10 protein-coding genes are annotated in these 12,661 nt (G+C 72.7%); 1 reads left to right on the top strand and 9 read right to left on the bottom strand.

The features are described 5' to 3' along the window. Positions 1 to 11 precede the first annotated feature (11 nt). From VGV60_03985 to VGV60_03945, 9 genes are all read right to left on the bottom strand, one after another. Positions 12 to 1,427 carry a hypothetical protein gene (locus VGV60_03985; protein ID HEV8700416.1) on the bottom strand — a complete coding sequence of 472 codons (1,416 nt, stop codon included), beginning with the start codon at positions 1,425 to 1,427 and terminating at the stop codon, positions 12 to 14. Positions 1,428 to 1,545: 118 nt separating this feature from the next. Beyond that, positions 1,546 to 2,805, bottom strand: coding sequence for a bifunctional glutamate N-acetyltransferase/amino-acid acetyltransferase ArgJ (gene argJ, locus VGV60_03980; protein HEV8700415.1), 1,260 nt, complete (start codon positions 2,803 to 2,805; stop codon positions 1,546 to 1,548). After that, a complete protein-coding gene (locus VGV60_03975) occupies positions 2,802 to 3,299 on the bottom strand; it encodes a GNAT family N-acetyltransferase (GenBank protein HEV8700414.1) in 498 nt (165 codons plus the stop codon). The genes argJ and VGV60_03975 overlap by 4 nt, the downstream gene beginning before the upstream one ends. Beyond that, the gene (gene argH, locus VGV60_03970) at positions 3,286 to 4,797 is read right to left on the bottom strand and encodes an argininosuccinate lyase (protein HEV8700413.1); all 1,512 of its coding nucleotides are present in this window, start codon (positions 4,795 to 4,797) and stop codon (positions 3,286 to 3,288) included. The genes VGV60_03975 and argH overlap by 14 nt, the downstream gene beginning before the upstream one ends. Before the next feature lie 101 nt (positions 4,798 to 4,898). Further along, complete coding sequence (locus tag VGV60_03965; protein ID HEV8700412.1) at positions 4,899 to 6,206, bottom strand: argininosuccinate synthase; 1,308 nt, start codon at positions 6,204 to 6,206, stop codon at positions 4,899 to 4,901. Beyond that, entirely contained in the window at positions 6,203 to 7,477 is a 1,275-nt protein-coding gene (locus VGV60_03960) for an acetylornithine transaminase (protein ID HEV8700411.1), read from the bottom strand. Before VGV60_03960 ends, VGV60_03965 begins: the two co-directional genes overlap by 4 nt. Then, positions 7,474 to 8,277 carry an acetylglutamate kinase gene (argB, locus tag VGV60_03955; GenBank protein HEV8700410.1) on the bottom strand — a complete coding sequence of 268 codons (804 nt, stop codon included), beginning with the start codon at positions 8,275 to 8,277 and terminating at the stop codon, positions 7,474 to 7,476. Before argB ends, VGV60_03960 begins: the two co-directional genes overlap by 4 nt. Next, positions 8,274 to 9,416 carry an N-acetyl-gamma-glutamyl-phosphate reductase gene (gene argC / locus VGV60_03950; protein HEV8700409.1) on the bottom strand — a complete coding sequence of 381 codons (1,143 nt, stop codon included), beginning with the start codon at positions 9,414 to 9,416 and terminating at the stop codon, positions 8,274 to 8,276. Before argC ends, argB begins: the two co-directional genes overlap by 4 nt. Before the next feature lie 72 nt (positions 9,417 to 9,488). Next, entirely contained in the window at positions 9,489 to 9,983 is a 495-nt protein-coding gene (locus VGV60_03945; GenBank protein HEV8700408.1) for a hypothetical protein, read from the bottom strand. A gap of 238 nt (positions 9,984 to 10,221) precedes the next feature. Between VGV60_03945 and VGV60_03940 the strand changes: the two genes are divergently transcribed. After that, positions 10,222 to 12,657 carry an ABC transporter permease gene (locus VGV60_03940; protein ID HEV8700407.1) on the top strand — a complete coding sequence of 812 codons (2,436 nt, stop codon included), beginning with the start codon at positions 10,222 to 10,224 and terminating at the stop codon, positions 12,655 to 12,657. The last annotated feature ends 4 nt before the right edge of the window (positions 12,658 to 12,661 follow it).

Raw genomic sequence — 12,661 nt, 5'->3', positions numbered from 1 at the left:
CACCTCCGGAATTATTGCTCGATCAGGAAATCCACCGCCACGCTCGCGGCGAAGGGGCGGCCATCGGCCAGCCGGCCGCGCACGCCGATCGTCAGCGCGCTCTGGCCATAGCCGGGGCGCATGAAGCGCACCACGCTCCAGCCGTCGAATACGCATTCCCAGCCGTCGCGCGCTCGTGCGATGCGGGAGGGCTTCACGGGATTCGGAAGCGGCAAGCCCCCGACGGCATGCACCTGCGCCTCCGACGGCTCGACCGGTGAGGCGAGGAGGATCTTCAGATCATCCGGCCTGTACCCCTTGTGTGGATTGAAGTGAACCGAATCGGGGCCGCGCGCCTCCAGAACGACGGCGGCCGCGGTTGTGCTGTCTTCAGTCGACGCGCCGCCGGCGGCTTCGGTCCGTGGCCGCTCGGCCGCGCCGGGATCGGAACCCGGCTGGACCCAGGCCTCTCCGCGCGTCCGGGCCTTGATCAGGTCGCCCGCCAGACAAAACGCCTCCCTGCCGCGCACGGCCAGGCCCGGAAGAAGGCCAAGCTGGAACCCGGCCACAACGTCTTCGCGCCCCTTTCCGGCCGGCGCCAGCTGGGCAACAAGCGGCAACTTCGTGCCGTCGGTCGCCTGCAGGAATGGGACGACAATCTCGAGGACTCCCGCCTTCCCGAGCCCGCCGGCCTGCTCGGCCTCCCGCACGACCCCTTCCACAGGCGTCCCCTGGCGTACGAAAACGTGGCCGTCCACGGAGGCGTCCTCCGCGACGCGAAAATGAACCGGAGAACCAGGTGGACTGAACTCCGACGTGACGCTTTCCAGGAGCTCCAGCTCGATGGTGGTGTACGCGGGGATCCTGAGCATTCCTTCGGCGTGTTCCGGTGCCGGAGGCGCGTCCACCTCCCCCACCGGGGCCTTCTCCTTCAGGGCCTCGTTGTCCACGGCGTCGCTGTAACGATTCCGGATATGGGAGGCCGAAGTCTTGACCTCGCGGGCCGTGGCGGTGACCAGTTCTCCCACTTTGGATATGAGCGCTTTCCCCCGCTCCTCGTCCACGACGGCGACGTCCTTCCAGACTTCCAAGTAGTAGGTCTCGCCCGGCACCAGGTCGAGCTCGCGCGTCACGACGGTCCAGTTGGTCCAGATCAGGTGCCGGCCGGGATCCACGTACGCGACGCCGTAGGACCCGTTGTCGATGACGCCGAGGAAGGTCTGGTCCGCATAGACAAACATCGTCCTGGCTCCTCCAGTCATCCGGCCAGTCCGGATGAAGTAGACCAGCGCCTTGTCGGGCCGGGGCTCGGCGAAGCTGACCGGGTGCTTCTCGCCTGCGAAACCCAGGGGAGAGGCAACAGACGCGAGCAGCACGACAAGCGCCGGAAGCCGGCGCGGCTTCGACGCAGGGAGCCGATCTTCGGAGATTGCGGTGGTCTTGATCATCGCGATTTGCCTCGGTTGGGTCCAGCCTGCCTGTCCAAAACATGACGCAGCGCGCATGCCGCGCGGAGCGAAGCCTGGCGCTACAGTACCAAAGACTTCGATGTTGCGCGCGATTTTTTCAGGTCGTATAGCGTGCGTTGATGTCGATGTAGCGGCGGGTCAAGTCGCAGGTCCAGAGAACGGCGCGGCCGGGGCCGGAGGCGAGGTCGAGCCGCACCCGGACGCGCGGGGTGGCGAACAGGTGGCGGAGGCCGTTGCCGTTCCGCGCGCCGTTCCCGGACGGGACGGCGCGGCCGCGGCGGACGACGGGGACGTCGCCGATGTTCATGGAGACGCCGGCGGGGGAGAAGTCGATGCCGGCGGCGCCGGCCGCGGAGAGGATGCGCCCCCAGTTGGGATCGCCGCCGGCCAGGGCGGTCTTGACCAGGGGGGAATTGGCGATCGACCGGGCGACGCGGTCGGCCGCGGTCTCGCTGGGGGCGCCGGTCACCTCCACCTCCAGGATGCGGCGCGCGCCCTCGCCGTCCGTGACAATGTCGAGGGCGAGGGCGCGGCAGACCGCGCGCAGGGCGCGGACGAACGGCTGCTCGTGAGGTCCGGACCGCAGGAGAGCGCGATGGGTGGCGGCGCCGCTGGCCATCAGGAGGACGGTATCGTTGGTGGAGCAGTCGCCGTCCACGGAAATGGCGTTGAACGAATCCCGCACGGCCTCGCGCAGCAGGCGGTCGAGCAGCCGCGGGTGCACGCTGGCGTCGGTGAGGATGAACGCCAGCATGGTCGCCATGCGCGGGTGAATCATCCCCGAGCCTTTGGCGAAGCCGGTCACGGTCACCGTGCGGCCGCCGAGGACCGCCTCGGCGCAACGGATCTTCGGGCGCGTGTCGGTGGTCATGATGGCGCGCGCGGCGGCGCCGAGTCCCGCGCTCTCATGCGACAGCGCGCGCCGCGCCACGGGGAGGGCGCCCACGAGGCGCCGATGGGCGAGCGGGCGGCCGATGACCCCGGTCGAGGCCACCAGGATCTCCTCCGGCCGGCAGTCCACGAGACGGGCCGCGGCCGCGGCCACGGCGCGGGCTCGGCGCTCTCCCTCGAGGCCGGTGGCGGCGTTGGCGCAGCCGGAGTTGATCACCACGCCGCGGGCCTGTCCCAGCGAGCGCTCGAGGTGATCGCGGCACACGACGATCGGAGCCGCCGCGAACCGGTTGGTCGTGAACACGCCGGCGGTCACCGCCCTTCCCTCGGAAACGATCAGGGCCAGATCGAGCGGCTTCCCGGCGCGCCCCCGCTTCTTCAGGCCGCAGGCGACGCCCGCGAGGCGGAACCCCCGCGGGACGCGCGGGTGCCGCAGCAGGAGGCCGGCATCGGGGCTGCGTGTCACGTCATCTCCTTCACGAGCGCCATCTCGTCGCAGCGCTCGCGCCGCCGGCAGATCGAGCAGTCGACGAACACCTTCTGCGGCAGGCTCTCGCGCGGCACCTGGGAGAATCGCAGTCTTTCGAAGAGGCCGGGGGCCCGGGTCAGCACGAAGACGCGCTCGAGGCCGTGCAGGCGCGCCTCGTCGAGCAGCTCGTCGACCAGGAGGCGGCCGAAGCCGAGCCCCTGGAACGGGTCGCCCACGACGAGCGACCGGATCTCCGCCAGGCGCGAGGAATAGCGGCGCAGGGCCCCGAACCCGAGCACGATAGGCGGGCCGAATGCGGGGGAGAGGATGCGGAAATCCGGAAGGGCGGCGCGCAGCGCTCCGCCGGACAGCGGCAGGAGGACCTGACGGTCGGACCACTTCCTGATCCACGCCTCGATCACGGGCAGGTCGTCGTGTTCGGCCGGCCGGATGCGCACTTCGAGAACCGCCGATCCGTCAGCGCGGGGCATCGGCACGCTCCCTTCCGCGGGCGCCGGAAAACGGCGCGCCGCCCCGAGCCGCGGCGGCCAGACGCCCCGAGGCCCAGGCGCGCGTGCGATCGAGCGCGTCGGCGACCCTCCCGGGGGCGGTCCCGCCTGCGCAGCCGCGCCGCGCGATCGCGGCGCGCAGATCGAGCCAGGCGAACACGTCGTCCTGGAACAGGGGAGTCACCGCGCGCAGCGTCGCGAGCGGCAGGCGCGACAGCGACAGCCCGGCATCGCGCGCCCGTGCCGCCGCCTCCCCGGCGAGATGGTGCGCCCGGGCGAACGGCACGCCGCGCTCCGCCAGGTACTCGGCGAGGTCGGTCGCGAGCAGGTCGCCGCCGTCGGCCAGGCCCCGCCCCGGCACCGGCTTCAGGTAGGCGATGACGTTCGCCAGGACCTCGAGAGAGGCGCGGGTCGTGTCGAGGCCGTCGAACAGCGCCTCCTTGTCTTCCTGCAGGTCGCGGTTGTAGGCGGCCGGCAGCCCCTTCAGCGTCGCCAGGAGCCCCGCCAGGCGGCCGGCGACCCGTCCCGCCTTGCCGCGCATCAGCTCGAGGGGGTCGGGATTCTTCTTCTGCGGCATGAGGCTCGATCCGGTCGCCGCGGCGTCGTCGAGCGCCAGCCAGCCGAACTCGTCGGCGGTGCCGAGGATGAAGTCCTCGGCGATCTGCGACAGGTGCACCATCGTCAACGAGCAGGCGTACAGCGTGTCCACGACGAAGTCGCGATCCGAGACGGCATCGAGGCTGTTGGCCGTCGGGCGCGAGAACCCGAGGCGCCGCGCCAGCGCCTGGCGGTCGACGGCGATCGTCGTGCCGGCCAGGGCGGCGGAGCCGAGCGGGCAGGCGTCGAGGTGCAGCTGGGCCTCGGCGAAGCGGAGGTCGTCCCGGATCAGCCGCTCGGCGTGCGCCAGGACGAGGTGCGCCAGGAGGATCGGCTGCGCCCGCCGCAGATGCGTGTACCCCGGGATCGCGAGTGTGCCGGCGCGCTCGGCCAGGGAGGCGCACTCCAGGACGGTGGCCGCGAGCGCCCGGCGCATCAGGGCAATCTGCTCCCGGCAGAAGAGCCTCAGGTCGGTCGCCACCAGATCGTTCCGCGATCGGCCGGTGCGGAGCCTGCCCGCCAGGGCGGATCCCGCCAGCCCTTCGACCGCCGCCTCGACGTACGAGTGGACGTCCTCGAAGGCGGGCTGCGCGGCGCCGCCGTCCGGGCCGTCCGGCCCGATGCCGGCGCCGTCCGGGATCGGCGTCTCGCCGACCTGCCGCAGGGCGTCGTCGAGGCGGGCCGCCTCGCCGGCGGACAGGATGCCGGCGCCGCGGAGGCCTTCGACCCAGGCGCGATTGGCGGCGATGTCGGCGGAGAGCAGCCGCCGATCGAAGGCGAACGAGGCGCAGTACCGCTCGATCGTCTCATCGAGCGGCGCGCCGAAGCCGCCCCCCCACAGTCGTCCGGGGAGGGCGCCCGAGCCCGACGATCCCCGCGGCACCGCCGCGCGGAATGCCGCCCCACGCCGCGCCGTCGCGCGGAATGCCGCCCCACGCCGCGACGTCGCGCCCGGGGCGCGACGCGGCTTCCGCGCGCGGCGGCTCAAGGCCGCACCCCTTTGAGCGCGCCACCTGAGCGCGCCGCGGTCCGCGGGCGGATGGGCAGGGCGGGAGCGTGCGAGGACGCGGCATCGGACGCCGCGTCCCCGTCGATCGCTTCGGGCTGCGCCCCGCGCGTCGAGAGGCCGAACAGACGGATGAACCCCTCGGCGTGCTTCGGGTCGTACTCCTCTCCCATGACGAACGAGCCGAGAGCGGCGTCGTAGAGCGAGTGCGGCGAGCGGCGCCCGACGACGGTGATCGTCCCGCGCCGCAGGCGGAGGGTCACCTCTCCGGCCAGGTTCTCCTGGGTCCTGGCGACGAACGCGTCGAGCGCCAGGCGGAGCGGCGTGTACCAGAGGCCGTCGTAGACCAGCTCGGCATAGCGCTCGGCGAGGCGCTGCTTGACATGCTGCGTGGCGCGGTCGAGGCAGAGCGACTCGAGCTCGCGGTGCGCCCGCACGAGAACCGTGCCGGCCGGCGTCTCGTACACGCCGCGCGACTTGATGCCGACGAGGCGGTTCTCGACCAGGTCCGCGCGCCCGACCCCCTGCTCGCCGGCGAGACGGTTCAGGCGCTCGATGAGGGGGACGCCGTCCAGTCGCTCTCCGTCCAGCGCCACCGGCACGCCGGCTTCGAACCCCACGGTGACCTCGATCCCCGCCGCCGGCGCTCCGTCCGGATCGCGGGTCAGCACGAACACGTCCGCGGACGGCTCGACGGCCGGGTCCTCCAGGGGGCCTCCCTCGTGGCTGACGTGCCACAGATTCCGGTCGCGGCTGTAAGGGGACTGCCGGGTGACGGGAACGGGGACGCCGCGCGCGGCGGCATAGTCGATCGCCTCCTCACGCGAGCGGATGGACCATTCCCGCCAGGGCGCGAGGATGCGCAGGCCGGGAGCCAGCGACTGGTACACCAGCTCGAAGCGCACCTGGTCGTTCCCCTTGCCGGTGCAGCCGTGGGCCAGCGCATCGGCGCCGTGCATGAGCGCCACGCGCACCTGCTCGCGCGCGATGACCGGGCGTGCGAGCGCCGTGCCGAGCAGGTAGCCGTTCTCGTACACGGCCCCCGCGCGGAGCGCCGGCCAGATCTGCTCGTGGACGAAGGCGGCCCGGAGATCGCGCCGCACGAAGTGGTCGGCCCCGGAGTTGAGCGCCCGGCGCTCGAGCCCGGACAGCTCGTCACCCTGGCCGACGTCGGCCACCATGGCGATCACCTCGCAGCCGTAGGTCTCCTTGAGCCAGGGGATGATGATCGAGGTGTCCAGGCCGCCCGAATAGGCGAGCACGGCGCGCTTGACCCCGGGCCTCATTCCCCGCCTCCACGCAGCACGGACGCGAACGCGTCGAGAAAGCGATCGATCTCCCCGTCCGAGATGACATAGGGGGGCAGCAGGCGCAGCACCCGCTCTCCCGCGGTGCCGGTGACGATGCCCCGCTCGAACAGCGCCTCCACGACCCCGGCCGCCGGCCGGCGCAGGGCGACGCCGATCATCAGCCCCCGCCCGCGGACCTCCTCGATGGGACCGGCCGGATCGACCGTGGCGAAGCCGCCCGCGCCGTTCGCGGCGATCGCCGCGAGCCCGGCGGCCAGCCTCCGGCCGCGCTCCTGGGCGGCGGCGAGCAGGCCCTCCGCCTCGACCGCGTCGAGAAAGGCGAGAGCCAGGCGGCAGGCGAGCGGGCCGCCGCCGAAGGTCGAGCCGTGCGAGCCGGGACCGAAATCCTCGGCCAGATCGTCGCGGCCGAGCAGGGCGCCGAGCGGCAGGCCGGCGGCGAGCGGCTTGGCGAGGGTGATCAGGTCGGGCGCGACGCCGGCCTGGCGGCAGGCCGACCAGGCGCCGGTGCGCCCCAGGCCGCACTGCACCTCATCGGCGATGAGCAGCGCCCCCGTGGCGTCGCATGCGGCCCGCGCCGCCTGCACGAATCCCGGAGACAGGGGGCGCACGCCCCCCTCACCCTGCACGGGCTCGAGGAGGATCGCCGCGGTCCGCGGTGAGGCGGCGCGCGCCAGCGCCTCGGTGTCGTCGGGCGCGACGAAGGTGACGCCGGGCACCAGCGGCACGAACGGCGCGCGGTATGTCTCCTGGCCGGTGACCGAGAGAGCCAGCGCCGTCCGTCCGTGAAACGATCCATGCAGCGCGACGATCTCCGGTGGCTCCGAGGCGGCGAGACCCAGGACGCGCCGTGCCCGGGCGCGCGCCAGCTTCAGCGCCGCCTCGACCGCCTCGCTGCCGCTGTTGCAGAAGAAGGCGCGCGGCAGGCCGAAGAGCGCCGCCAGGCGCGCCGCCAGCGGCCCCTGATACGGGTGGTGGTAGAGATTCGAGCAGTGCAGCAGGAGCCGCTCCTCCCCGGCCGCCTCGCGCAGCGCGGCGACGATCCGCGGGTGCGCGTGGCCGAGGGCGTTCACCGCGATCCCTCCGAGCATGTCGAGATACTCGCGACCGGCGTCGTCGTAAAGCCGGCAGCCCGAACCCCCCACCGCGCGAAGCCCCGAGCGCGCGTACGTCGGAAACAGGTGGCGCGCCTCCAGGCCGAGGGCGTGGTCCATCGCCGCCGTGCCGGTCTCGAGCGATCGGGCGCTCACGGCAGGCCTCCTCCTGGCCGGGCGGAGCGCGCCGCCGGCGCGGCGACGATGCGCGTCCCGCAGACGGCGCCGGGCGATCCGGGGAAGCGCGGGGCGATCCGGATCTCGGGCACGCGCGAGCGCAGCGCCTGCCGGCAGGCGAGGAGCTTCGGGATCATCCCGTCGTGGGCCGCTCCCGATTCGATGAGCCGATCGAGGCCGCGCCTCGTCAGGGTTCGGATGACCGACCCGTCTTCGGCCGCCACCCCCTCCACGTCGGTCATGAAGAGCAGGCGGCCCGCGCGCAGCCCGGCGGCCAGCGCCGCCGCCATCAGATCGGCGTTGACGTTCAGGAAGCCGTGGTCCGGGCCCAGGGCCAGGCTCGCGACGACCGGAAGGCGGCGCGCCGCGAGCAGGTCGCGGTAGAAGCGCGCATTCACCGACGCGACCCGCCCGACCGCCCCCAGACCGTCGCCGGCGGGCACGGCCAGGGTCCCCGATCCGTCGGCGCCCGTCAGGCCGATCGCGGCGCAGCCGCGCCGCACGAGTCCCTCGACGATCTGCCCGTTGACCAGGCCGCCCAGGACCATGAGCGCCACCTGGAGGACCTCCTCGCTGGTCGCCCGCTGGCCGCCGACGAACCGGCTGGGGATGCCGAGCCGCGACAGCCAGCGGCTCAGCTCCGCTCCGCCGCCGTGCACCACCAGAACGTCCTCGCCCGCCCTCCAGGCGGCGGCGATGCGATCGAGCACCGCCTCTCCGGCGGGGGAGCTCTCCAGGACGCTGCCGCCGATCTTGGCGACGGTGAGTCGGCGCGTCATCTCGGCAACCCCTCGGCCTCGGAACGGCCGGCCATGAGATTGAGGTTCTGCACCGCCTGGCCGGCGGCCCCCTTCACCAGGTTGTCGATGGCGGCGAAGAGCGTGGCGCGCCGATGGGCCGCATCGCAGGTCCAGCCGATGGCGCACGAGTTGGTGCCGCGCACGTCGCTCGTGGACGGAAGGCATCCTTCTCCCAGGAGCCGCACGAACGGCTCGCCGGCGTACGCGTTCTCGTACGCCGAGGCGACGTCGGGCGCGGCGGCCCCGTCCCGCAGTCGCGCGCTGATCGTGCAGAGGAGGCCGCGATCGATCGGCGCGAGGTGCGGCAGGAACAGGACCTCCTCCCCGGGCGCCAGTCCGGCGCCCTGGGCGATCTCCGCCAGGTGCCGGTGGCGCGGCTGGCCGTAGGGCCGGATCGAGCCTTCGACCTCGCAGAACAGCAGGTCTTCGCGCAGGCGCCGCCCCGCCCCCGAGGCGCCGGAGACCGCGTGGATCATCACGGGCGACCCGGTGTCGAGGAGCCCGGCGCGCCGCAGGGGCAGAAGGGCCAGGAGAGCGGCGGTCGGGTAGCAGCCCGGGTTGGCCACCAGGGAGGCAGGGCCGATCGCGGCGCGGCTCCACTCGCTGAGGCCGTAAGTCGCGCTCGCCAGCAGCTCCGGCGCTTCGTGCTCGAACCCGTACCACTCGGGATAGAGCCCCTTCGGACGCAGGCGGAACGCGCCGCTGAGATCGACGACGCGAATCCCGGCGTCGAGGAGCGGCCCGGCCAGTCGGATCGAAGTCTCCTCGGGGGTCGCGAGAAGCGCCAGCGCCGCGCCCTGCCGGCCGAGCTCCGCCACGACCCGGCCGATGCCGCGGTCCCCCGGCCCCGCGGCCGCCGCCCCCTGGCCGTCCGTGTCGAGGCCGCGGCACGGCAGGTCCACGACACCGCGCAGGGACGGATGGATCGATCCCAGGGGCGCGCCGTCGCGATCCGGCCCGCCGAAGACCGCGGCGAGCTGGAAGTACGGGTGGGCTTCGAGAAGGCGCGCCGCCTCGCGCCCGGCGTAGCCGGTGGCGCCGAAGATCGCCACGCCGGCGCGGCCGTCGCCGGCGCGCCCGCCCGCCTTTCGATCCACCACGATTCTGCCGTCGGACATCCTCGACTCCGCAAAAAAATTCGGCCGGCCCCTTCGTTCGGGACCGGCCGCAACGAATGGCGTTTCGCGTCGCTACCGGCACCCGAGGAGCCCGCGGAGCCTGCGCTCCAGGGCCCGGGCGCGCGACGGGCTCGGGGTGGCGGCGAAGAGCGTGTCGTCTCCCGATACGGTGCCGACCACCTCGTCGAGCGCGGCGCGGTCGAGGGCGACACCGAGCGCATGGGCCAGCCCGGGGGAGGTCTTGAGGACGACCAGGTTCCCGGCGCGGGCCGCGCCCGTCAGGTGGGTGCGCATCATGCGTTCCATCTGCTCCAGCATGCGGTCCGATGCGGGGCCGGATGCGGGCGCGTCCGCTTCGAGATAGCCGGACGGGCCCTTGACCAGGCCCAGCTCGTGCAGGTCGCGGGACAGCGTCGCCTGGGTGACGCGCACCCCGGCGGTCTGCAGGCGCCCCAGCATCTCCCGCTGGCTGCGGGCCGGTCCGGTGCGCACGAACGACCGGATGATCCCCTGTCGGTGCGCCTTGGTCGTCGGACGGCTCTTGTCGAAGACTGCAACTTTATTCATAAGCTTGCATAAAATACCACTGTGTCCCGGCGCGTCAACCAAAAAAGCGCAAACATTCCGCCGCGGTCCGCATCCTGCAACAACGGGACCCGTGCGGGCCGCTCGCGGCAGGAGCTGTCCGAACATGAGGCCGGGACCGGCCGAACACGCGGACCGCCTCCGAGGGGATAGAATCGTGGGCGCGAACCAGGAGGCCGGCCCGATACTCGGACAGGCTCCTATCCGTGGAGGGGACGTGATGGACACTCTGCTGCAGGATCTGCGCTACGGCCTCAGGATGCTCCGGTCGCGGCCCGCCTTCACGGTCGTGGCCCTCCTGGCGCTGGCGCTCGGGATCGGCGCCAACACCGCCATGTTCAGCGTCGTCGACGCGGTCCTTCTGCGCCCGCTGCCGTATCGGGACCCCGGGCGGCTCGTGATGATCTGGCACGAGTACGCGCAGATGAACCTGCCGAAGGCGTCGCTGTCGGTCCCGTCCTACCTCGAGTACCGGGACCACGTGCAGGGGTTCGAGAGCGTGGCGGCCGCGGCCAACTGGAGCGCCAACCTCACCGGCGCGGGGGACCCGGAGCGCGTCCAGGGGGCGCGGGTGACGGGCAACTTCCTGGCGACCCTCGGCGTGCCGCCGATGCTCGGCCGGGATTTCCTGAAGGAGGAGGACGCTCCGGGCGGCGAGCGGGTCGTGATCCTCAGCCACGGACTCTGGCAGCGGCGCTTTGGCGGCGACGCCGGGATCCTCGGGAAGACGCTCGAGCTCAACGGCGAGACGCACACCGTCGTCGGCGTCATGCCGCCACACTTCGTCTTCTTCCAGCCGGCCGACCTGTACAAGCCGATCGCCTTCACCGTCGAGCAGACGGCTCCCGGCAACCACGGCAACGAGTTCCTGATCGGCGTGGCGCGCCTGAAGCCGGGCGTGACGCTTCAGCAGGCCGGTTCGGAGATGGACGGAATCGGCTCGCGACTTCGGAAGGAGTTCTACGTCGAAGGCTGGAGCCCGCGCCTGTTCCCACTCCTGGACGAGATGACCGGCGAGGTCAGGCCCTCGCTCCTGGTGCTCCTGGCGGCGGTCGGCTGCGTGCTGCTCATCGCCTGCTCGAACGTCGCCAACCTGCTCCTGGCCCGCGCCACCGCGCGGCAGAGGGAGATGGCGATCCGCTCGGCCCTCGGCGCGGGGCGCCTCCGCGTGGTCCGCCAGCTCCTGACCGAGAGCGTCGTGCTCGGGGCGGCGGGCGGGGCGCTCGGGCTCCTCGTCGCCTTCCTCGGGCTCAAGGTCCTCGTGGCTGCGGCGCCGGACGCGGCGGTGCAGATGGTCCTGGGGGGCCGGACGATCGGCCTCGACGCGACGGCGCTCGTCTTCACGCTCGTCGTGTCGATTCTGACCGGGATGGTCTTCGGGCTGGCGCCGGCGCTGCAGACCGCGCGGCTCGACTTCAACAGCATGCTCAAGGAGGGGGGGCGCGGCGAGGGGCTCGGCCGGCGCGGCCATCGGCTGCTCGGGGTCTTCGTGGTATCGCAGGTGGCCGTGGCGCTCGTGCTCCTGGTCGGGGCGGGGCTGCTCATCCGCAGCTTCGTCCGGCTGCGCGCCGTCGATCCGGGCTTCCGGCCCGACCACGTCCTGACGATGCGCCTGACCCTGCCGCAGAGCCGGTACGCCGAGGACGGCCAAGTGGCCGCCTTCTTCGACGAGCTGCTGCGCCGGGCATCGGCCCTCCCCGGCGTGGTGTCGGCCGCGACCATCTCCAACCTGCCGATGGGGGGGGACAACGCCAGCGCCTCGTTCGCCATCGAAGGGCTGCAGGTCCAGGAGGGACAGCCGTCCCCGCACGGCGACTCGCACGTCATCAGCCACGACTACTTCAGGGCCCTCGGCATCCCGCTCGTCACAGGGCGCTTCTTCGAGCCGCGCGACGGGCCCGAGGCGACGAAGGTCGCGGTCATCGACCAGGTGCTGGCCGATCGGTACTGGCCGGCCGGGGATGCGGTCGGGCACCGGATGAGGCTCTACTTCGAGGGCTCGGACGACAAGCCGGTCTGGCGCGAGATCGTCGGCGTCGTCGGACACGTCAAGAAGTACGGGCTCGACGGGAGGGTGAAGGAGCAGTATTACATCCCCTCGACCCAGATGCCCCGCCGCGGGATGACCCTGGTGCTGCGCACCGCCACCCATCCCGCTTCGATGGTCCCGGCGGCGCGGGGGGCCGTGCGCGACCTCGACGGCGGCCTGCCGGTGTTCCGCGTCGAGACCATGGAGCAGGTCCTGGATTCCACCCTGGTCACGCGCCGCTTCGCGATGCTGCTCCTGGGGATCTTCGCGTCCGTCGCGCTGGTCCTGGCGGCGGTCGGGCTGTACGGCGTCATCTCGTACTCGGTGGCGCAGCGGACGCGCGAGATCGGCATCCGGATGGCGCTCGGGGCGCGCTCGGGCGACGTCGTCCGGATGGTCGTCCGCCACGGGATGAAGCTGACCGCGATCGGCCTGGTCCTCGGTGCCGGCGCCGCGCTCGCGGTCACGCGCTTCCTGGCAAGCCTGCTCTTCGCCGTCCAGCCGAACGACCTGTCCACCTTCCTGACCATCGCGGCGATCCTCGCCGCCGTCGCCTGGTGGGCGTCCTTCCTTCCGGCCCGCCGCGCCTCGCGCATCGATCCGATGCGGGCGCTGCGGGAGGAGTGACCGC

It is taken from the genome of Candidatus Polarisedimenticolia bacterium, assembly GCA_036001465.1.
Classification (GTDB): Bacteria; Acidobacteriota; Polarisedimenticolia; order Gp22-AA2; family Gp22-AA2; genus Gp22-AA3.
The sequence above is the reverse complement of the archived record's forward strand: the minus strand, read 5'-3'. Positions and strand labels throughout refer to the sequence as shown.

What these genes read in the sequence shown, in the direction of transcription:
- VGV60_03985 (HEV8700416.1), bottom strand. Translation starts at nt 1,427, where the DNA reads ATGATCAAGACCACCGCAATCTCCGAAGATCGGCTCCCTGCGTCGAAG.
- VGV60_03975 (HEV8700414.1), bottom strand. Translation starts at nt 3,299, where the DNA reads ATGCCCCGCGCTGACGGATCGGCGGTTCTCGAAGTGCGCATCCGGCCG.
- VGV60_03965 (HEV8700412.1), bottom strand. Translation starts at nt 6,206, where the DNA reads ATGAGGCCCGGGGTCAAGCGCGCCGTGCTCGCCTATTCGGGCGGCCTG.
- argB (HEV8700410.1), bottom strand. Translation starts at nt 8,277, where the DNA reads ATGACGCGCCGACTCACCGTCGCCAAGATCGGCGGCAGCGTCCTGGAG.
- argC (HEV8700409.1), bottom strand. Translation starts at nt 9,416, where the DNA reads ATGTCCGACGGCAGAATCGTGGTGGATCGAAAGGCGGGCGGGCGCGCC.
- VGV60_03945 (HEV8700408.1), bottom strand. Translation starts at nt 9,983, where the DNA reads ATGAATAAAGTTGCAGTCTTCGACAAGAGCCGTCCGACGACCAAGGCG.
- VGV60_03940 (HEV8700407.1), top strand. Translation starts at nt 10,222, where the DNA reads ATGGACACTCTGCTGCAGGATCTGCGCTACGGCCTCAGGATGCTCCGG.